Source organism: Nonomuraea sp. B208 (assembly GCF_057536035.1).
Window position 1 is genome coordinate 13874 of record NZ_BAAJOU010000013.1, and the last position, 19187, is coordinate 33060.

Annotated in this window: 15 protein-coding genes; 6 read left to right on the forward strand and 9 right to left on the reverse strand. The window is 74.5% G+C overall.

Features of this window, described 5'->3' with window-relative positions; genetic code table 11:
• Positions 1-34 precede the first annotated feature (34 nt).
• From AC27IY_RS10415 to AC27IY_RS10430, 4 genes are read left to right on the forward strand one after another with little or no spacing between them, the layout of a single operon-like run.
• Positions 35-496 carry an RrF2 family transcriptional regulator gene (locus AC27IY_RS10415; RefSeq protein ID WP_344215664.1) on the forward strand — a complete coding sequence of 154 codons (462 nt, stop codon included), beginning with the start codon at positions 35-37 and terminating at the stop codon, positions 494-496.
• 42 nt (positions 497-538) lie between these two features.
• Entirely contained in the window at positions 539-1711 is a 1173-nt protein-coding gene (locus AC27IY_RS10420; RefSeq protein WP_487177792.1) for a globin domain-containing protein, read from the forward strand.
• 35 nt (positions 1712-1746) lie between these two features.
• Positions 1747-2376 carry a nitroreductase family protein gene (locus AC27IY_RS10425; protein WP_364452923.1) on the forward strand — a complete coding sequence of 210 codons (630 nt, stop codon included), beginning with the start codon at positions 1747-1749 and terminating at the stop codon, positions 2374-2376.
• A 48-nt stretch (positions 2377-2424) separates the two neighbouring features.
• Complete coding sequence (locus AC27IY_RS10430) at positions 2425-3255, forward strand: SAM-dependent methyltransferase (RefSeq protein ID WP_423448873.1); 831 nt, start codon at positions 2425-2427, stop codon at positions 3253-3255.
• Positions 3256-3259: 4 nt separating this feature from the next.
• On the opposite strand, the gene AC27IY_RS10435 is transcribed toward AC27IY_RS10430, so the two are convergent.
• From AC27IY_RS10435 to AC27IY_RS10450, 4 genes are read right to left on the reverse strand one after another with little or no spacing between them, the layout of a single operon-like run.
• A complete protein-coding gene (locus AC27IY_RS10435) occupies positions 3260-4651 on the reverse strand; it encodes a GH1 family beta-glucosidase (protein ID WP_487177793.1) in 1392 nt (463 codons plus the stop codon).
• Positions 4648-6924, reverse strand: coding sequence for an alpha-xylosidase (yicI, locus tag AC27IY_RS10440; RefSeq protein WP_487177794.1), 2277 nt, complete (start codon positions 6922-6924; stop codon positions 4648-4650). The genes AC27IY_RS10435 and yicI overlap by 4 nt, the downstream gene beginning before the upstream one ends.
• 23 nt (positions 6925-6947) lie before the next feature.
• Complete coding sequence (locus AC27IY_RS10445; RefSeq protein WP_487177795.1) at positions 6948-8939, reverse strand: beta-galactosidase; 1992 nt, start codon at positions 8937-8939, stop codon at positions 6948-6950.
• Positions 8936-9937: a LacI family DNA-binding transcriptional regulator gene (locus AC27IY_RS10450; protein WP_487177821.1), complete on the reverse strand. Its 1002-nt coding sequence runs from the start codon at positions 9935-9937 to the stop codon at positions 8936-8938. The genes AC27IY_RS10445 and AC27IY_RS10450 overlap by 4 nt, the downstream gene beginning before the upstream one ends.
• A 98-nt stretch (positions 9938-10035) precedes the next feature.
• Between AC27IY_RS10450 and AC27IY_RS10455 the strand changes: the two genes are divergently transcribed.
• The gene (locus tag AC27IY_RS10455) at positions 10036-11217 is read left to right on the forward strand and encodes an SGNH/GDSL hydrolase family protein (protein WP_487177796.1); all 1182 of its coding nucleotides are present in this window, start codon (positions 10036-10038) and stop codon (positions 11215-11217) included.
• 3 nt (positions 11218-11220) lie between these two features.
• Here AC27IY_RS10455 and AC27IY_RS10460 read toward each other — a convergent pair whose 3' ends face one another.
• From AC27IY_RS10460 to AC27IY_RS10475, 4 genes are all read right to left on the reverse strand, one after another.
• Positions 11221-12426 (reverse strand): hypothetical protein, encoded by a 1206-nt coding sequence (locus AC27IY_RS10460; RefSeq protein WP_423448864.1) that lies wholly within the window; start codon positions 12424-12426, stop codon positions 11221-11223.
• Between the two features lie 119 nt (positions 12427-12545).
• Entirely contained in the window at positions 12546-13766 is a 1221-nt protein-coding gene (locus AC27IY_RS10465) for a PP2C family protein-serine/threonine phosphatase (RefSeq protein ID WP_487177797.1), read from the reverse strand.
• 32 nt (positions 13767-13798) lie between these two features.
• Positions 13799-14365 carry a dihydrofolate reductase family protein gene (locus AC27IY_RS10470; protein WP_423448860.1) on the reverse strand — a complete coding sequence of 189 codons (567 nt, stop codon included), beginning with the start codon at positions 14363-14365 and terminating at the stop codon, positions 13799-13801.
• Between the two features lie 40 nt (positions 14366-14405).
• Positions 14406-16181 carry an aldehyde ferredoxin oxidoreductase C-terminal domain-containing protein gene (locus AC27IY_RS10475; protein ID WP_487177798.1) on the reverse strand — a complete coding sequence of 592 codons (1776 nt, stop codon included), beginning with the start codon at positions 16179-16181 and terminating at the stop codon, positions 14406-14408.
• A 96-nt stretch (positions 16182-16277) separates the two neighbouring features.
• Between AC27IY_RS10475 and AC27IY_RS10480 the strand changes: the two genes are divergently transcribed.
• Positions 16278-16460, forward strand: a complete 183-nt coding sequence (locus tag AC27IY_RS10480) for a DUF6203 family protein (RefSeq protein WP_487177799.1) — start codon at positions 16278-16280, stop codon at positions 16458-16460.
• A 27-nt stretch (positions 16461-16487) separates the two neighbouring features.
• Here the strand turns inward: AC27IY_RS10480 and AC27IY_RS10485 are convergent, their stop codons facing one another.
• The gene (locus AC27IY_RS10485; protein ID WP_487177800.1) at positions 16488-19169 is read right to left on the reverse strand and encodes a WD40 repeat domain-containing serine/threonine protein kinase; all 2682 of its coding nucleotides are present in this window, start codon (positions 19167-19169) and stop codon (positions 16488-16490) included.
• Positions 19170-19187: the final 18 nt, after the last annotated feature.

Here is a 19187-nt window from a genome sequence, read left to right on the forward strand (position 1 = left end):
CTGAGAAGGCGGCCGGGCGGCATACCGTGGACGCATGCGCCTGACCGCCTTCACCGACATCTCCCTGCGCATCGTGATGCGGCTGGCCGTGGCGGACGCCGACGAGCTGCTGACCACGCGGGCCGTGGCCGACGCGCTCGCCGTCCCGTACACCCACGCGGCCAAGGCCGTCGCCAGGCTCAGCGAGCTGGGGCTGGTCGAGGCCAGGCGGGGGCGGGGCGGCGGGATGCAGCTCGCCGCGCGCGGCCGCGCCGCGACGGTCGGGAGCATCGTGCGCGCCCTGGAGGGCGGCGACGACGTGGTGGGGTGCGAGGACGCCGTGCCCTGCCCCCTCCGGGCCGCCTGCCGGCTGCGCGGCGCGCTGCGCCAGGCCCAGGAGGCGTTCTACGCCGCGCTCGACGACGTCACGGTCGCCTCGCTGGTCGAGGCGCCGACCGGGCCGGTGCTGCTGTCGCTCACGCCCCCCGGGGAACGGACCGCCCCTCTGGCCAAATAATATGCAGCCCAGATACCAATTTGAGGATCTGGGGGTTCATCCATGCTGTCCGAGGAGAGCGCGGCCGTCGTCCGCGCGACGCTGCCCGTCGTCGCGGCCCAGCTCGACACCATCACCGCGCGGTTCTACGACACGATGTTCGCCGACCGCCCCGAGCTGCTCGACGGCCTGTTCAACCGCGGCAACCAGCGCAACGGCGAGCAGCGGCGCGCCCTGGCCGGCTCCATCGCCGCCTTCGCGACCATGCTGCTCGACCACCCGGACGAGCGTCCCGACGAGCTGCTGTCGCGCATCGCGCACAAGCACGCCGCCGTCGGCGTCACCGAGGACCAGTACGTCATCGTCCACAAGTACCTGTTCGGCGCCATCGCGGAGGTCCTCGGCGACGCCGTCACCCCTGACGTGGCCGCCGCCTGGGACGAGGTCTACTGGCTGATGGCCGGCGCGCTCATCGCGATCGAGGCCCGCGTGTACGCCGCCGCCGGCGCCGAGGGCGGCCGCACCTGGCGGACCTGGCAGGTCGTGGAGCGGCGCGAGGAGACCCCGGACGCGATGTCCCTGCTGCTGCGCCCGCTCGGCGACGAGCCCGTGCCGCCCGCCCTGCCCGGCCAGTACGTGAGCGTCCGCGTCCGCATGCCCGACGGCGTCCACCAGCTCCGCCAGTACACCCTCTCCGGCGACGGCGACGACGGCCTGCGCCGCGTCACGGTCAAGCGGGTCGACGACGGCGAGGTCTCCGCCCTGCTGCACGCCACCGCCAGGGAGGGCGACGAGCTGACGCTGTCCGCGCCGTTCGGCGACGTCGCGCTGCGCGACGGCGCGGCCCCGCTCGTGCTCGTCTCGGCCGGCATCGGCTGCACCCCGATCACCGCCATGCTCGGCCACCTGGCCCGCACCGGCGACCCCCGCCGGGTGCTGCTCCTGCACGCCGACCGGGACGTGACGAGCCACCCGCTGCGCGCCGACATGGCCCGCCTCGCCGCCGAGGTCGGCGCCGAGCAGGTCCTCTGGTACGAGCGCGACGCCCCCGAAGGGGCCCGCACCGGCCTGATGGACCTGGACGGCGTGGCGATCCCCGAGGGCGCGGAGGTGTACATGTGCGGGCCGGTGCCGTTCATGCGGGCGGTCCGCGGCGGGCTCATCAGGGCGGGCGTGGCGCCGAAGGACATCCACTACGAGGTCTTCGGCCCCGACCTCTGGCTCGGCGCCGCCTGAGCCTCCCGGGCGCGGCGGGTTGGCATGATGGGCCCATGACACCCGACGAGCTGCTCACCACCACCCGCAGCGTCCGCAAGCGCCTCGACCTGACCAGGCCCGTGCCGATGGAACTCGTCCGCGAGTGCCTGGAGATCGCGCTGCAGGCCCCCAGCGGCGGCAACGCCCAGGGCTGGCACTGGGTCGTGGTCACCGACCAGGAGCGGCGCAAGGCGATCGGCGACTACTACGGCCGGGCCACCCGCGCCTACCTCGCCTCGAAGTCCTCGGCCGGCGCGCTGTTCCAGGACGACCCGGAGCGGGCGGAGGTGCAGCGGCGGGTCTCCGACAGCGCCGCCTACCTGGGCGAGCACATGGGGGAGGCGCCGGTCCTGGTGATCCCCTGCATCGAGGCGGCCAGGCTGCCCGAGGGCAACCAGGCCGGCCTGTGGGGGTCGCTGTTGCCGGCCGCGTGGAGTTACATGCTGGCCGCCCGCGCCCGCGGCCTCGGCACCGCCTGGACGAGCCTGCACCTGGTGTACGAGACCGAGATCGCCGAGCTGCTCGGCATCCCGGCCGACGTCCGGCAGGGCGCGCTCATCCCCACGGCCTACTACACGGGCGAGACGTTCAAGCCGGCCCGCAGGCAGCCGCTTGACGACGTTCTTCACCTGGACGGCTGGTGACGGGTTAAGATCACCGGCGTAATCCCCCCGTACCCCAAGGAGCCGGTGATGCCCGACAACGAGCAGGAAAGCGCACCACAGGGGATAGACACCAGCAGGCCGAGCGTGTCACGCGTCTACGACTTCCTGCTGGGCGGCACGCACAACTACGCCGCCGACCGGCAGGTCGGCGAGCTGGCGCTGAAGATCGCGCCGGACGCGCCGCAGGCCGCCAGGGCCAACCGGGCGTTCCTGCGGCGCACGGTCCGCCACCTCGCGGGCGAGGCCGGCGTCCGGCAGTTCATCGACGTCGGCTCCGGCCTGCCCACGCAGGGCAACGTGCACGAGATCGCGCAGGCGGTCGCGCCGGGCGCGCACGTCGTCTACGTCGACCACGACCCGATGGTGCAGGTCCACGGCGGGGCGCTGCTCGCCGGCGACGACACCACGGCCGTGGTGCACGCCGACGCGCGCGAGCCGGAGAGCATCCTCGCCGACCCGCGCACGCGCGACCTCATCGACTTCGACCGGCCGGTGGGGCTGCTGATGTTCGGGCTGCTGCACCACCTGGCCGACGAGGAGGACCCGGCCGGGATCGTGGCCCGCCTGACGGCGCCGCTCGCCTCCGGCAGCCACGTGGTCATCTCGCACTTCCACAACCCGGGCGCGGCCCACCCCGAGGTCGCCGCGCAGGCTGCCGAGGCCGAGAGGCTGTTCAACGAGCATCTCGGCACCGGCCGCTGGCGCACCCGCGAGGAGCTGCTGGCCTACTTCGACGGCCTGGAGCTGCTGGAGCCCGGCCTCGTGCCGCTGCCGGAGTGGCGGCCGGACGAGGGGGACGACGCCGGTCTCGGGATCACCTACCACACCTTCGTCGGCGGGGTGGGGCGCAAGCCGTAGCGGCTCACTCCGGCAGCTTGCCCGTGGCCACCACGTCGCGGTACCAGTGGGCGCTGTCCTTCCAGGTGCGCTCCATCGTCTCCCGGTCCACCCTGACGATGCCGAACCGCTTGGCGTAGCCGTGCGCCCACTCGAAGTTGTCCATCAGCGACCACACGAAGTAGCCGCGCACGTCCGCGCCGCCCGCGATAGCCTCGGCCACGGCGGACAGGTGCCGGCGCAGGTAGTCGACCCGGTCGGCGTCGTGGACCAGCCCGTCCTGCCCGACCGGGTCGGGGAACGCGGCGCCGTTCTCGGTGATCATGAGGGGCAGGCCCGGGTAGTCGCGGTGCAGGCGCAGCAGCAGCTCGGTCAGGCCGGTCTCGTCGATGTTCCAGCCCATCTCGGTGTACGGGCCGGGCTGGCGGACGAACTCGACGTCCTCGCAGGCGATCCACGGGGAGGCCGCCCCGTCCTGGTGGCCGTCGGCCGTCTCCTTCGGCCCGGAGCCGTCCCAGTGCCGCACCAGCGTCGGGTTGTAGTAGTTGACGCCGAGCACGTCCAGCGGCTGGCGGGCGGCGGCCTCGTCGCCGTCGCGCACGAACGACCAGTCGGTCACCGAGGAGGTGGCCTCGATGAGGTCGCGCGGGTAGGCGCCCTCCAGCATCGGCCCGAGGAAGGCCAGGTTGGACAGGGCGTCCGCCTTGCGCACCGCCACCGCGTCCGCCTCGGACACGCCGCGCACGTGGTGCAGGTTGAGCGTGACCGACATCCGCGCGTCCCTGGCCGCGGTCGAGCGCAGCGCCTGCACCGCCAGGCCGTGCCCGAGGTTGAGGTGGTGGACGGCGGCGAGGGCCGCGGCCGGGTCGGTGCGGGCCGGGGCGTGCACGCCGGAGGCGTAGCCCAGGTAGGCCGAGCACCACGGCTCGTTCAGCGTGATCCAGGTGTGCACGCGGTCGCCGTACCGCTCGCCCATCAGGCGGGCGTACTCGGCGAAGCGCAGCGCGGTGTCGCGGGCCGGCCAGCCGCCCGCGTCCTCCAGCTCCTGCGGCAGGTCCCAGTGGTAGAGGGTGGCCACGGGGGCGATGCCGCGGGACAGCAGGCCGTCGATCAGCCGGTCGTAGAAGGCCGCGCCCGGCTCGTTGAGCCCGCCCGAGCCGCCCGGCTGGACGCGCGGCCAGGAGATCGAGAAGCGGTAGGCGCCGACGCCGAGCCCGGCCAGCAGGTCGAGGTCGGACTCCAGCCGGTGGTAGTGGTCGCAGGCGAGGTCACCGGTGTCGCCGTTCGCGACCAGGCCGGGGGTGTGCGAGAAGGTGTCCCAGATGGACGGGCCGCGGCCGTCCTCGTTCCAGGCGCCCTCGACCTGGTAGGCGGCGGTGGCGGTGCCCCACAGGAAGCTCTCGGGGAAGGTCGTCATGCTGCTCCTTCAAGGATGATCTCGATCTCGTCGATGTCCGGCCCGGCGGTCGCCCGCGCGCCGCCGGCCAGCAGATTCCAGGACGTGGCCGCGCCCTCGACGCGCCGGGCCCGCACCCGCTCGCCGTCCCGCGACACCTCGAAGACCGCCCCTGTGCCCCCGTCCACGGTGGGAACGGTAACAGTGCGGTGATCGCCGTCCGCGAGCCGGTACGCCCGCAGGGTCACGCCGTCGGCGTAGTCGTAGTCGGGCCGGTCCTCGCGCGCGCCGACCGGCAGCACCGCGCCCGGCCGCACCAGCAGCGGCAGGCTGTCGAAGCCGTGCACCTCGGTGTGCCAGGCGGGGCCCGTCACCGTCCCGCCGTCCAGCAGGCGGGTCCACTCGCCGGCGGGCACGTAGTAGGAGACCTCGCCCCCGGCCGACAGCACCGGCGCGACCAGCAGGTCGGGGCCCAGCATGTACTGGGCGTCGAGGTGGTCGCAGGCCCGGTCGCCGGGGAACTCCAGCTGCATCGCCCGCATCACCGGCAGCCCGTCCGTGGTGGCGCGCACCGCGGCGCCGTACAGGTAGGGCATGAGCCGCGCCTTGAGCCTGGTGAACGCGCGCAGCACGGTCACCGACTCCTCGTCGAACAGCCACGGCACCCGGTACGACGAGCTGCCGTGCAGCCGGCTGTGCGACGACAGCAGCCCGAAGGCCACCCACCGCTTGAACACCGCCGGGTCCGGCCGGCCCTCGAACCCGCCGATGTCGTGGCTCCAGAACCCGAACCCGGCCAGGCCGAGCGAGAGCCCGCCGCGCAGCGACTCGGCCATCGCCTCGAACGTGGACTCGCAGTCGCCGCCCCAGTGCACCGGCAGCCGCTGCCCGCCGACGGTCGCCGACCGGGCGAACAGCACGGCGGGGCCGCGCTCGGCCAGCACGTCGTGGACGGTCTGGTTGTAGAGCAGCGTGTAGTAGTTGTGCATGCGCTCGGGGTCGGAACCGTCGGCGTAGGCCACGTCGGTGGGGACGCGCTCGCCGAAGTCGGTCTTGAACGCGTCCACGCCCATGTCGAGCAGCGCGCGCAGCTTGCCCGCGTACCACTCCCGCGCGGCCGGCGAGGTGAAGTCGACCAGCGCCCGCCCCGCCTGCCAGTGGTCGTCCTGCCACACCGTGCCGTCCGGGCGGCGCAGCAGGTGGCCGAGCCGCCGGCCCTCGTCGAACAGCGCCGACGCCTGCCCGATGTACGGGTTGATCCACACGCACACCCGCAGCCCGCGCTCCCTCAGCCGGCGCAGCATGCCCTCGGGGTCGGGGAACGTCTCCGGGTCCCACTCGAAGTCGCACCAGCGGTATTGCCGCATCCAGAAGCAGTCGAAGTGCAGCACGCTGAGCGGGATGTCCCGCTCGGCCATCCCGGACACGAACGACGTGACCGTGGCCTCGTCGTAGTCCGTGGTGAACGACGTGGACAGCCACAGCCCGAACGACCAGGCGGGCGGCAGCGCGGGACGGCCGGTCAGCGCGGTGTAGCGGCGCAGGATGTCGGCCGGCGTCGGCCCGTGGATCACGAGGTACTCCAGCTCGTGCCCCTCGACGCTGAACTGCACCCGCGACACCGTCTCCGACCCCACCTCGAACGACACCCGCCCCGGATGGTTGACGAACACGCCATAGCCGCGGTTGGTCAGGTAGAACGGGATGTTCTTGTAGGCCAGCTCGCTGGCCGTGCCGCCGTCGTCGTTCCAGATGTCGACGCTCTGCCCATTGCGCACCAGCGGGCCGAAGCGCTCGCCGAGCCCGTACACCAGCTCCCCGGCGCCCAGCCGCAGCTGCTCGACCAGGAAGTGCCGCCCGCCGGCGTCCTCCATGACGCCGAGGCTCCTGCCGTCGCCGCGGGTCAGCTCCCTGCCGCCCGCGCTGAACACCAGCTCCCACGGCGCGTCCCTGCGCAGCCGCGCGGTCAGCGCGCCGCTGGTCAGGCTCGCGTGTTCGGCGTCCACGTCGATCCCTGTCGTGACCGGCTCCCCGCGCAGCTCGAAGGCGGGGGAGTCCGGCACCGACCCGGCGAGGTGCACCACGCGGACGCTGATCACGTCCGGCATCGGCGAGGAGACGTCCACGCGCAGGACCGGGCCGTCGATGGTGGCGCCCCGGTGGGTGATCGGGCGGGTGGGCGCGAGGATCCTCAACGACCCGCCCGCTTGATCCGCTGTGACGTCGTGGGCCGCGCTCGCGTACGAGGCCCGCACCCCCGGCCGCACCCGCCAGTAACCGTCCTTGAACTTCATCCCGTCCGCCCCAGAGGTGAGAGTCAGGTGCGCCGGCGCAGCGCGGCGACCGCGCGCGGCGGCAGGGTCACGGGGCCGTCGGCGACGGCTCCGGTCAGCAGGTCCTCGCAGCGTCCGCCGGGGTCCACGCGGGCGGTCGCGGCGCCGTGGTTCAGCAGGAACAGCACCTCGCCGCGGCGTACCGCCTCGACGCCCGGCGGCAGCTCGGCGACCTCGCCGCGCACGCCCGCGTCCGCCAGCGCCCGCGCCATGACCTCGGCGAGGGCGGCGGGCTCCGGCAGGGTGGCGACGTACCAGGCGGCGCCGTCGCCGGCGCGGTGCCGCAGCACCGCGGGCCGCCCGGCCAGGTCGCCGCCGGTGAACTCGGCCACGGCCTCGGCTCCTTCGGCGGCCATCAGCTCGGTCCAGGTGTGCGCGGTGAACGCCTCCCCTTCGCGCCAGCGGCAGCCGACCTCGCCCGCCGCGGGCAGCCACTCCTCGCCGGAGGCGCCGAGCACCGCGCGCAGCGGCGCGGGGAAGCGTCCGGTCCGTACGTGCCCGTCCGGGTCCACCACGCCGGAGAACGGGCCGACGACCAGCGTGCCGCCGCCCCGCACGTACGCGGTCAGCGCGTCCGCGTCCTCGTCGGTGACGAGGAACAGGTTCGGCACCACGACCAGCGCGTACCCGCCGAGCTCGGCGTCCGGCGGCACCACGTCCACGGCGACGCCCCGCTCCCACAGCGGCAGGTAGTAGGCGAGCAGCTGCTCGTCGGCCCGCAGCCGGTCGCTCGGCCGGGCCGGCTCCTCCAGCGCCCACCAGCTCTCCCAGCCGAACACCAGCGCCACCCGCGCCGGCACCGGCTGCCCCGCCACCTCGCCGAGCCCGCGCAGCTCCCGCCCGTGCGCGCGCACCTCGCGGTGCAGCCGGGTGTCCGGGCCGGCGTGCGGCACCATCGCCGAGTGGAAGCGCTCAGCGCCGAAGCGGGAGGCGCGCCACTGGAAGTAGCACAGGCCGTCCGCGCCCCTGGCCAGCGCCTGCAGCGACTCCAGCCGGAGCTGCCCCGGTGGTTTGGGCAGGTTGTGCGGCCGCCAGTTTACCGCGCCGGCCGCCTGCTCCATCAGCAGCCACGGCCGCCCGCCCGCCAGGCCGCGCATGAGGTCGTGGACCAGCGCGGTGCGCGCCGGGGCGAGCGGGTCGCCCGGGTCGGGGTAGCAGTCGTTGGAGACGACGTCCTCCTCGGCGGCCCACTTCCAGGCGTCCACCGGCTTGAACAGCCCCATGAAGTTGGTGGTGACCGGGATGTCCGGCGTGTGCTCGCGCAGCACGTCACGCTCGGCGCGGAAGTGGTCGAGCAGCGCGTCGGAGCAGAACCGCTGCCAGTCGAGGCTCTGCGTCGGGTTCACCAGGTACGGGGCCCGCCGTGGCGGCAGGATCTCCGCCCAGCCGGAGTAACGCTGGCTCCAGAACGTGGTGCCCCACGCCGCGTTGAGCGCGTCCAGGCCGCCGTAGCGCCGCTCCAGCCAGGCGCGGAACGCCTGCGCCGAGACGTCGCAGTGGCAGACCTGGCCGTACTCGTTGCCCACGTGCCAGAGGGCGAGCGCGGGATGACCCGCGTAACGGGCGGCGAGGTCGCCTACGATGCCGAGCGCCCGCTCCCGGTAGACCGGCGAGGACGGGCAGAACTGGTTGCGCGAGCCGTACCAGAGCCGGTGGCCCGAGGCGTCCTCCGGCAGCGTCTCCGGCCGGAGATGCCCCAGCCACGGCGGCGGCGAGGCGGTCGGGGTGGCGAGGTCCACCGCGATCCCGGCGCCGGCCATCAGGTCCATGACCCGGTCCAGCCAGCCGAAGTCGCGCGCCCCCGGCTGCGGCTCCAGCCGCGCCCAGCTGAACACGCCGACCGTCACCAGGTTGACCCCGGCCTCGCGCATCAGCGCGGCGTCCTCGGCCCACACCTCCTCCGGCCACTGCTCGGGGTTGTAGTCGCCGCCGAACAGCAGGCCACGGCCCGCCGTGAGGCGCTCCAACCCGCTCATGCGCCGGCTCGCGGGGGACCCGAGCTGCCGCCGGGCACCAGCCGGCACGGCACCAGCCGCTGCCGCGGGGGACCGTCGTCCTGGAGCCGGTCGATGAGCATGCGCGCGCCGAGCCGGCCGAGCTCGGCGCTCGGCGGCTCCAGCGTCGTCAGACTCGGGTGGAACATCGCCGCCGCCCGCGCCGACGACAGCACCAGCACCACCGTCAGGTCCTCCGGGACACGCCAGCCGCGCGCCGCCACGCCCGCGAGCACGCCGGCCGCCGCGTGGTCGTCGGCCACGGCCAGCGCCGTCACGCCGGGGCGCTCGGCCATCAGCCGCTCGAACGCCCGCCTGCCCTCCTCGGCCGAGCCCGGACGGAACCCGTCCGCGTAGCCGATGCCCGCCTCGCGGGCGGCCGCGGCGAACTCCGCCGCCATCCGGGCCGCCGGGCCGTAGCCCTCGGCGTACCGGCCGGGGGAGAGGTTGAAGAAGGCCAGCTCGCGGTGGCCGAGCCCGGCCACGTGCGCGACCGCGTCGCGGGCGGTGGCGGCGAAGTCGATGTCGGCGTGGTCGATCGCGTCCGGCTCGCGGGTGCGGCCGATCATCGCGAACGGCACCCCGGCCGCGGACAGGAACTCCGTCCGCTCGTCGTCCAGCCGCACCTCCATGAGCAGCACGCCGTCCACCAGCCCGAGACCGGTGAGGTGGCGCAGCTCGTCGATGGGGTCGGCGCTCTCCGGCGACAGCAGCAGGTGGTAGCCCAGCTCCTTGGCGGCCTCGGCGGCGCCGGTCGCGAAGAGCATCTCCGTGTGGCCGAAGCCGCCGGACGGCGTGGGGAACAGCAGCGCGAGGATCCTGGTCCGCTTGCTCTGCAGGCCGCGCGCCAGCAGGTTCGGGCGGTAGCCGAGCTCGGCGGCGGCCTGCTCGATGCGCCGCTTGGTGGCCGCGGCCACCGGCCGGGTGCCGTTGAGCGCGGCGGAGACCGTGCTGACCGCGACCTGGGCCCGCTCGGCCACATCACGCAATGAGGACATCAGACCCCAGACGGGAGGTTGTCGAAACGTTTCGCATAACCTAAAGTCCGATTTGTGCGGATGTCAACGGGCTTAGTGCCATGAGCGGCCACTGGGTGGACACCTGGACCGCGACGCCCCAGCGGATCGAGCCCGGCGACCTGCCGCCCCCGCCGTACGCGGGCGGCGGCAGTCCAGGCGGGCCCGTCCTGGCGGACGCCACGCTCCGGCAGACCATCAGGGTCTCGGCGGGCGGCCCCCGCCTGCGGCTGCGGCTGTCGAACGCCTTCGGGACCGCGCCCCTGCCCGTGACCAGGCTCGCCGTGGCCCGTCCCGCCGGCGGACGGGCGGGCGTGAGCGCGATCGAGCCGGGCACCTCCCGGCCGCTGACCTTCTCCGGCCATGCCCACGTCGTCGTGCCGCCCGGCGCGCAGGCGGTGTCCGACCCGCTGGACATGCCGCTCGCGGCCGGCTCGGTCGTCACCGTCACCGCCTACCTCGCGGACGGCCAGCACGCGGCGGTCACCGGGCATCCCGGGTCGCGGACGACGTCCCATCTCGCCCCCGGCGACCAGTGCGAGGCCACTGATCTCGCGGGGGCGACGCCCGTGGACCACTGGTACCTGCTGAGCGCCGCCGAGGTGCACGCCGATCCAGGGACGTACGCGCTGGTCCTACTGGGCGACTCGCTGACCGACGGGCGCGGCTCCACCACCAACGGCAACGACCGCTGGCCGGACCGGCTCGCCGACCGGCTCGGCGGGGCCGGCCCTGCCATCGCGAACCAGGCGACGGGCGGCAACCGGGTGCTCGCCGACGGCCTCGGCCCGAGCGCGCTGGCCCGCCTGGACCGCGACGTGCTGGCCCGCAGCGGCGCCCGCTGGCTGATCGTCTTCGAGGGCGTCAACGACCTCGGCGTCGCCGAGCCCTCCCCGGCCGCGCAGAAACGGACGGCCGGGGAGCTGGTCGCCGGCTACGAGCAGATCGTGACCCGCGCGCACGCCGCCGGCCTCACCGTGTACGGGGCGACGCTCACCCCGTTCGGCGGGCACGACTACGACGACCCCGGCGGCTGCAGGGAGGCCGCCCGCCAGGAGGTCAACGACTGGATCCGCACCGGCGGCCGGTTCGACGCGGTGATCGACTTCGACCGCGCGGTCCGCGACCCGGCGGAGCCACGGCGGCTGCGGGCGGCCTTCGACGGCGGCGACGGCCTCCACCTGAACGCGGCCGGGTACCAGGCGCTGGCCGAGGCGGTGCCCGCCGGGCTGTTCGCGCGGTAAGGGTCAGCGGCGGCTCAGCGCCAGGCTGTGGACCGGGTGCTCGCCCTCGGTCTGCAGCCGGTACTCCCGCCCCGACTTGGCGCGGTTCTCCGCGATCACCCGCTCGGAGGCCGGCTGCTCGCCGCCCATGAGCGCCTCCTGCATCTTCTCGAACCGCTCGTGTGCCTCCTGGACGTAGCCGGTGCCGAGCGTCGTGTAGTCGATCTGGGTGGCCAGCAGGTCGCGCAGGTAGGCCTTGTTGGGCTCGAACGTCACCGGCTGCGGCAGCTCGGGCGCGCACACCTGCTCGGGGTCGCGGCCGTCGTACTTCTTGAACAGCTCGGCCGCCAGCCGCAGGTGCTCCAGCTCCATGTTGAGGTGCAGCTCCCAGATGTTCTTCACCTTGGGGTCGGACTCGGTCTCCATGAACGAGTGGTAGAGGTAGCACTCGTTGTACTCGTGGTTGAGCAGCATCTCCCACCAGCTCTCGCCCGGGTCCACCAGGGACTCGTAGTGGGTGACGTGCTCCTCCTCCACCATCCCGATCTCCTGGTAGAGCTGCCGGGCGATCGGCTCCATGTAGGTCGGGCCGACGTTCATGTAGAAGTTCATCGTCTGCTGCTCGGCAGCCATGATGGTCAGCGCGTGCAGCTTGGAGATCGGCGCGGCGCTGGAGCGGTCATAGGGCTCGCGCACGTTGTCCACGGGGTTGCGGTGATGCAGGTACGTCGGCCGCCCCGGCATGACCTCGGTCAGGTTGTCGACGATCTTCTCCGCCTTGCGGTGCTCGATCATCTCGTACAGGTTGGCGTAGCGGTAGAGGTGGTCGAAGTCCTCCAGCACCCCGAACTGGTAGGCCTGCTGCAGGTACGGATCCGGCTCCATGCGGGCCACCCACGCGGTCAGGTCGACGGCGACCTGCTCGTAGGAGATCGTCGTCTCCAGCACCGAGGACACGCCCGGCAGCAGCCAGTTGACCGCCTTCTGCTGCTGGGCCTCGATGTAGCGGGAGCGGGCCAGCTGCTGCTTCAGCTCGATGTCCGGGCAGTGCCGGGCCAGGTGGTGGCTGAAGAAGATCGCCTCGACCTCGATGCCGTTCATCGTGATGATGCGGCAGAGCGTGTAGGGGTCGCAGTGGTCGGGGTCGACGGGGGTCACGTTCAGCTCGCGCCAGTTGCGCAGCTGCTTGTCCAGCGGGATACCCCGCTCCTGCAATGGGTTGAAAGGCATGACGCCGGGCTCCTTGCGTTGGTCGGGAACATCCGGTTTCCGGCGTACCCGGCGCCTTTGCCGACAACCTCCCGTCCTGATCGGCTGAGAGGCTGGAGATGGTAATGCCGCGCCGCAGGTCAGGACAGGGTCATGAGGCGGTGCCGCTCGCCGTACCACTCGACGGTCATCACCGTGGCGTCGTCCTGCAGCCGGTCGCCCTGGTGCCGCAGGATCGTCTGGATGAGCCGGCGCAGCGTCTCCGGCGCCGACACGCCGTCGGCCTCGTGCCGCACCACGAAGTCGGTGAAGCGCTCCAGCCCGAACACCTCGCCGTCCGGGCTGCGCGCCTCCACGATCCCGTCGGTGTAGAGCAGCAGCCGGTCGCCGGGTTCGAGCTGGTAGCGCAGCAGCCCCCTGGCCATGCCCAGCCCGAAGCCCATCGGCGGGTCGGGCATGGGCAGGGTCTCCAGCGTCGCCACCCGCCGGCCGCCGCGGATCACCAGCGGCGGGTGGTGGCCGCGGTTGACCCAGTGCAGCAGGCCGGTCCGCAGGTGCAGCGAGGCGAGGAGGCCGGTCGCGTACCGGCCTCTGAACTGCTTCTTGATCGCGGCGTCCACCGCCTCGCTCACCTCGGGCAGTGCCATGCCCTGGCGCCGGTTGTGCCGGGACGCGGCCATCGCGACCGAGGCGGTCAGCCCGGCCGCCGTGTCGTGCCCCATCGCGTCGAACAGCGACACGTGCAGGACGTCCCCGTCGATCGCGTAGTCGTAGGCGTCGCCGCCCACCTCGTACGCGGGCTCCATGGCGGCGCTGACCACCACCTCCTCGCTCGCGAACGTGCCCGGCGGCAGCAGGCTCCACATGACCTCCGCCGACAACGTCATCGGCCGGGACCGCACCAGCCGGGCGTGGGAGTCGCTGTGCGGGCGCTTGCTGACGACCAGCACCGCGACCAGCGCGGCGAGCTGCGCGGCCCGCCACTCGGTGAGCGCCGGGTCCTCGTCCGGCACGTCCAGCCCGAGCACCCCGATCCGCTCGGTGCCGTCCAGCAGCGGCACCCACAGCCGGCGCGGGCCGCCGCCCGTGCCCGGCGTCGCGTACACCTTCGACACCGTGCGGAACGCCCGGCCCGGCAGCGTGGTGTCGATGCCGAGCCGCTCCGGCGGGCTGCCCGCCGCGTCGCGCTGCCCCGGCAGCAGCACCAGCGACTGCTGCTGCAGGTCCGCGACGTAGATCAGGGTGCCGGAGAAGCCCATCATCGCGGCGTGCTCGGCGACCAGGGCCGGCAGGTCCTCCATGGCGGCCAGGTGGCTGGCCTCCAGCAGGCCGCCCAGGGCGCGCTCGCCGTCGCTCCGCATCGACCTCTCCTTCCGGGGCGGATGGACGGCTCCTACCCGCGCGGTACGGGATCACCCGGCGGCGGGACCCGCCACCACAGGTGCGTGGCCGACGGGGCCCGCGTGACGCCGAGCCGTTCGAGGGGGACGGGCGCGCCTCCCGGGCGGTCGAAGAGGCGGACGCCGTCGCCGAGCAGGACGGGCGCGACGAACACCAGGATCTCGTCCAGGACCCCCGCCTCCAGGCACTGCCGGGCCACGTCCGCGCCGAGCACGTTGACGTACTTGCCGCCCGCCGCCTCCTTGGCGGTGGCGACGGCGGTGCCGAGGTCGCCGGCGAACACCACGCCGGGCACCGGCTCGGCGGGGGCGTGATGGGTCAGCACGACCTGCGGGCCGCTCCAGCCGCCGCCGAACGCCTGGCCCTCGCCTTCCGTGCCCCGGTGCGGGTCGTCACCGCCGAACGTGCGCCGGCCCACGAGCAGCGAGCCGATCCGCCCGGCGAGGTCGTCGGCGAAGGGATCGGGCCCGAGGTAGGGGGTCAGCCAGGACATGTCGCCGCCCGGCCCGGCGATGAAGCCGTCCAGGGACATCGTCGCGGAGTAGAGGAGTTTGCTCATACTCCATGGGACACCGCCCGCGCGGAGAACTCACCGCGCCCTACCAGCCGAGTTCGGCGTGGAACGCCGCCCGCGCCTCGGCGAACGCCTCCCGCTCCAGCACCGCCCCCGTGTACGGCCCCTCGGCGACCGGCTCCTCGTGCAGCCGCGCGGGCAGCTCCTCGCGGCCCGCCAGGCCCTCCCTGGCGGCGTAGACGCGCATCGCGTCCAGCCGCTCCTGCCCGGCCGCCAGCAGCTCCGCGACCGGGAACTCGCGGCCCAGCACGGCGGCGGCCAGCCCGGTCAGCCGGTCCAGCGTCAGCGGCCGGGTGGGGGAGGAGGCGAACAGGCACACGTTGAGCGCGTCCAGGGCGCTCCACAGCCGCAGCAGGCGGGCGGTGCGCGCGCCCCGCTCCGCGTCCAGACGGCCGGCCGGCGCCGGCTCCGCCCCGATCCTCGCCGCCTCGGGGAAGCAGTACGCCAGCCCCTCCACCGGGTCGAAGTCCAGGTCGTGCTCCAGGGCGTCGTAACGGGGGCCGCCGGGCGCGAGCGCGTAGCCGAGGCCGAGCCCCGGCTGGACACGCGGGTCGAAGCAGGGCAGCTCGGCGCCCTTGACCGTCATCGCGTACCGGGCGCCCTCCGGGCCCAGCGCGGCGGCCGCGCGGGCGGCGCCGTCGGCCAGCAGGTCGCCCAGCTCGCCCGTCCGGTGCGCCACGTCCGCGACCAGGCCGGGCAGGGCCGCCGCGGCGCCGAAGGCGGGCCCGCCGGGCAGCAGGCCGCGCCCGGCGCACTCCATGGCGAAGGCCAGCGTGCCGCCCAGGCTGACCGGGTCGAGGCCGAGGTCGTTGCAGAGGGCGTTGGCGGCCAGCACGGTGTCGAGGTCGTCGATGCCGAGGTTCCAGCCGAGCGAAGGGAACGCCTCCTGCCCGAGCCCGCCCGAGCGGCGCTCCGGCGCGGACGGCGGGGCGTACACCTTGAGGCAGTCGTTGGGGCAGCCCGGGCAGGCGCCGCGCAGCGTCACCGCGCGGCCCGCGTAGTCGCCCTCCTGCGGGGCGCGCAGACCGGTCGCCGCCGTGACGGAGAAGTTGCGCACGGCGACGTAGCCGGGCGCGGGCGGCTCGCCCGTCCACCCCGCGAACCCCGGCTCGCCGTGCTGCCAGGCCGCGAGCCGGTTGCCGGGCAGCGCGTCGCGGTAGAAGGCGGCGACGTCCGCCAGCGCCCCGGGATCGGCGACCGCCGCCTCGGCGTCGCCCACGCACACCAGGGCCTTGAGGTTCTTGGCGCCGAACACCGCGCCGATGCCGTACCGGGCGGCCGGGTGGGCGAGGTCGGTGACGACGCTCGCGTACCTGACCAGGCTCTCCCCGGCCGGGCCGATCGCCGCCACCGAGGCGTCGCGGCCGTGCCTGGCCCTGAGCGCGTCGGTGGTCGCGGCGGTGCCGAGGCCGCGCAGCTCCTCCGCGTCGCGCACGCTGACCTCGCCGTTCTCCACCAGCAGGTACGACAGCCGCGCCGCCCGCCCGGTCACCGCCAGCGCCCGCACCCCGGCGGCCCGCATCCCGGCCGCGAACGGGCCGAGCGCGTGCGACTCCCCGGCCACCCCGGTCAACGGCGACTTGGCCAGGAACACCGCCTTGGCCAGGCCGGGCGCGCGGACCCCGCCGAGCCGGCCGGCGGCCACGAACAGCAGCGCGCGCGGGTCGTACGGGTCCAGTCCCGGCGGCGTGCGCTCGGTCATCAACCGCAGGCCGAGGATCGTCCCGTCGTAGTGGCCGGGCTCGTCGTCGCGGTGCTCGCGTTCGACGGTTCCGCTGGTCAGGTCCACGATGGTCGGCACGGCACAGTACGACATCACACCTCGCAGCGCGGGCGCAAACCGGCGCGGGCGCAGGTGCCTGGTGCGGCCGGCGCCGATCCGGGCAGAGGAGAGCCCATGAAACGGTTCCTCAAGGTCCTCCTGGCGCGCCGCATGGCCGCGACCCCCATCGGCGCGGCGCTCCTCGCCCTCGGCTGGTTACTGAACCGCCGCCGCCGCAAGAACCAGTCCCGCCCCGGCCCCGCACCCCGGCCCGCCCGCTCCCGCCGCCGCTCCGATCGCCGCCTCTCCCACCGCTGACTACAGGAGCGTGGCTGGGTGGCCGGCTCAGCCGGTGCCGAGGCTCCAGAGGCGCAGCCGGCGGTCCGCGCCGAGGGTGGCGACGACCGGGCGGTTCACCGCCTGCTCGGTGAGCGCCAGCGCGCGGATGCCGCCGCCCTCGCCGGAGCCGAACTCGCCGACGATCTCCCCGTCGGCGAGGCTCCAGACGCGCACGAACGCGTCCCCGCCCGACGGCGTGTGCGCCACGACCGCGACCGGCATGCCGCCCAGGACGCCGGTCACCAGCGCGGCGGCGCCCCGGTCGTCGGGGCTGCGGTCGCTGAAGTCCCACTTCTTCCGGCGTTTGCCCGACTTGAGGTCGTACACGCGCAAGGTGGCGTCCTGATGCGTGGAGACCAGCACCGGCCGGCCCTTCAGCTCGTCGCACGCCAGGAGCTCGATGCCGCCGATCTCGCCGGTCTTGAACGTGCCCGACACCACGCCGGTGGACAGGGGACGCACCCGGATCCGGTTCGCGCCGTCGCCCGTCACCAGCACGTCGGCGTCGCCCAGGCGGCCGAAGGCCAGGCCGTTGACGCCCTGGAAGTGCTCGGTGCTCGTGGGGCCGATCTGCTTGCCGGTCGTGACGTCCCACAGGCGGACGACGCCGCGCAGGTCGCGCAGGCTGTCGTACTTCTGCGACACCGCGACCACCTGGCCCGCGGCCGTGACGGTCATCGCGATGATCGGGTCGGGGGCCTTGTGCGAGGCCAGGCTCTCGCCGGACGGGCGCCACAGGCGCATGCGGCCGTCGGCGTGCCCGGAGGCGACCACCGGCTCGCCCCGGCTGTTGCCGTACGCGAGGGCCGTCGTCGCCGCGCCGCCGTCGCCGAGCCTGCGGGCCGGGCCGGCGGTGACGTCCCAGGCGACGACGGAGCCGTTGCCGCCGCCGAGGGCCACGAACGGGCCGCGCGCCTCCATCACCGCCGACGGGGCGCCCGTGCCCGCGGGCAGCGCCGCCGGCTCCCCGATCATCGTCCCGAACGGCTCGGCCGCGACCGGCGTGGCGGGCGTTTGTGTCGGCGTCTGAAAGGACGGCTGAGTGGATGAGTGGCTGGCGGAACCGATGGGGGAGGGCATTCCGGTGGCGCCGGTGTCGGGAACGGGCGGCTGATTCAGCGTCCCGTCGTGGCCTGCCGCGCCGCCGTCCGGCCTGAGCGCGACGAACGCCGACACCGCCGCCGTCGCCAGCGCCGCCGCCCCGGCGCTCAGCACGGCCCGTCGGCTGACCCCCTTCCGCGCGCCCCCCGGCGACGTCTCCGGGCCCGGCATCCCACCGTGGTACGACCCCTGCGACCCCCGGCCCCGCCCACCAGGCCCGCGTCCCTCGACGGTCCCCTGCTCCCGACGCCCTCCGGAACTCCTGTGGCCCTCGGCAACCGGACGCCCACCGCCCCTCCCCGCCCCACCGGCCCCCGGCCAGGGCCCCACGGGATTCGGCACGGGCACGCCGCTCCCACCACCCGGCCCAGCGGCAGCAGGCATGGCGGCGTGGCCCGGCGATTGCATGCCCGGGCCGCTGGCGTTGCCCGATGGCACGCCGCTCGGCCTAGCCGTGCCCGGCACAGCGGCGGGGCCCGGCGGAGGCGCGCTCGGCCCGGAGGCGGCCGGCCTGCTCGCATGGTCCGACGGCACCCCGCTTGGCTGGGCGGCGTCCGGCATGGCGGCGTAGCCCGGCGCTTGCATGCCTGGTCCGGCGGCGGCCGGCCCGCCGACGTTGCCCGACGGCATCCCGCTCGACTCAGCCGCGCCTGGCAGCGCGGCGTGGCCTGCCGGTGGCGTGCCCGGTCCGGTGGTGCCCGGCGTGGGGGCGGCGTTTGGGCCGGTGGGGGTGGCGGGGTGGTCGGGGGTGGAGCCGGGCAAGGGGGAGGGGACGGCGGGGGCGCGGTGGGTCATCAGGCGCTTCATCAGCTCCGTGGGGGACGGCCGTGAGGCCGGGTCCCTGGCGAAGCACGGGCGCAGCACCTCCGCCAGCCGCTCCGGCACCCCGCCCAGGTCCGGCGAGCCGCTGAGCACGGCGTTGAGGATCGCCGGCACCGTCGCCCCGGCGTAGGCAGGCCGCCCGGTGGCCGCGAACACCATGGTCCCGGCCCAGCTGAACATGTCCGACGCCGGCCCGACCCGCTGCCCCTCGAACTGCTCGGGCGACATGTACGTAGGCGTCCCCACCACCCCGGACGCCATCGTCGTCGCGTCCAGCGCCTTGGCGATGCCGAAGTCGATGACGATGGGCCCCTCGGGCCCGATGAGCACGTTGCCCGGCTTGAAGTCGCGGTGAACGATCCCGGCCTGGTGGATGGCGGCCAGCGCGGTCAGCGTGGAGATCGCCAGCCGGTCCAGCGTCCCGCCCGTGCGCGGCCCCTCCGACCGGACGACCTGGTGCAGCGTGTCGCCCGCGACGTACTCGCTCACGATGTACGGCCGCTCGTCCGCCGTCCCCACGTCGAGCACCGCCGCCGTGCAGAACGCCGCCACCCGCCGCGCCGCCTCGACCTCGCGCAGGAAACCGCGGGTGATTGCGTCGTCGCCGATCAGGTGGCTGTGCAGCAGCTTGACGGCGACCTCGCGCCCGTCGTCGCCGACCGCCTTGTAGACCGTTCCCTGGCCGCCGGAGCCGAGCACGCCGACGAGCCGCCAGCCGGCCACCCGTTCGGGGTCGCCCGGCCGGAGCGGGCGGATCTGCGGCATCCCGCTCCTTCCGCGGAC

Bases quoted from the DNA above. Each gene is read 5' to 3' on its own strand.
- AC27IY_RS10455 (WP_487177796.1), top strand. From the start codon at position 10,036: ATGAGCGGCCACTGGGTGGACACCTGGACCGCGACGCCCCAGCGGATC.
- AC27IY_RS10465 (WP_487177797.1), bottom strand. From the start codon at position 13,766: ATGCGGAGCGACGGCGAGCGCGCCCTGGGCGGCCTGCTGGAGGCCAGC.
- AC27IY_RS10485 (WP_487177800.1), bottom strand. From the start codon at position 19,169: ATGCCGCAGATCCGCCCGCTCCGGCCGGGCGACCCCGAACGGGTGGCC.
- AC27IY_RS10430 (WP_423448873.1), top strand. From the start codon at position 2,425: ATGCCCGACAACGAGCAGGAAAGCGCACCACAGGGGATAGACACCAGC.
- AC27IY_RS10470 (WP_423448860.1), bottom strand. From the start codon at position 14,365: ATGAGCAAACTCCTCTACTCCGCGACGATGTCCCTGGACGGCTTCATC.
- AC27IY_RS10480 (WP_487177799.1), top strand. From the start codon at position 16,278: ATGAAACGGTTCCTCAAGGTCCTCCTGGCGCGCCGCATGGCCGCGACC.
- AC27IY_RS10415 (WP_344215664.1), top strand. From the start codon at position 35: ATGCGCCTGACCGCCTTCACCGACATCTCCCTGCGCATCGTGATGCGG.
- AC27IY_RS10435 (WP_487177793.1), bottom strand. From the start codon at position 4,651: ATGACGACCTTCCCCGAGAGCTTCCTGTGGGGCACCGCCACCGCCGCC.
- AC27IY_RS10425 (WP_364452923.1), top strand. From the start codon at position 1,747: ATGACACCCGACGAGCTGCTCACCACCACCCGCAGCGTCCGCAAGCGC.
- AC27IY_RS10460 (WP_423448864.1), bottom strand. From the start codon at position 12,426: ATGCCTTTCAACCCATTGCAGGAGCGGGGTATCCCGCTGGACAAGCAG.
- AC27IY_RS10420 (WP_487177792.1), top strand. From the start codon at position 539: ATGCTGTCCGAGGAGAGCGCGGCCGTCGTCCGCGCGACGCTGCCCGTC.
- AC27IY_RS10445 (WP_487177795.1), bottom strand. From the start codon at position 8,939: ATGAGCGGGTTGGAGCGCCTCACGGCGGGCCGTGGCCTGCTGTTCGGC.
- yicI (WP_487177794.1), bottom strand. From the start codon at position 6,924: ATGAAGTTCAAGGACGGTTACTGGCGGGTGCGGCCGGGGGTGCGGGCC.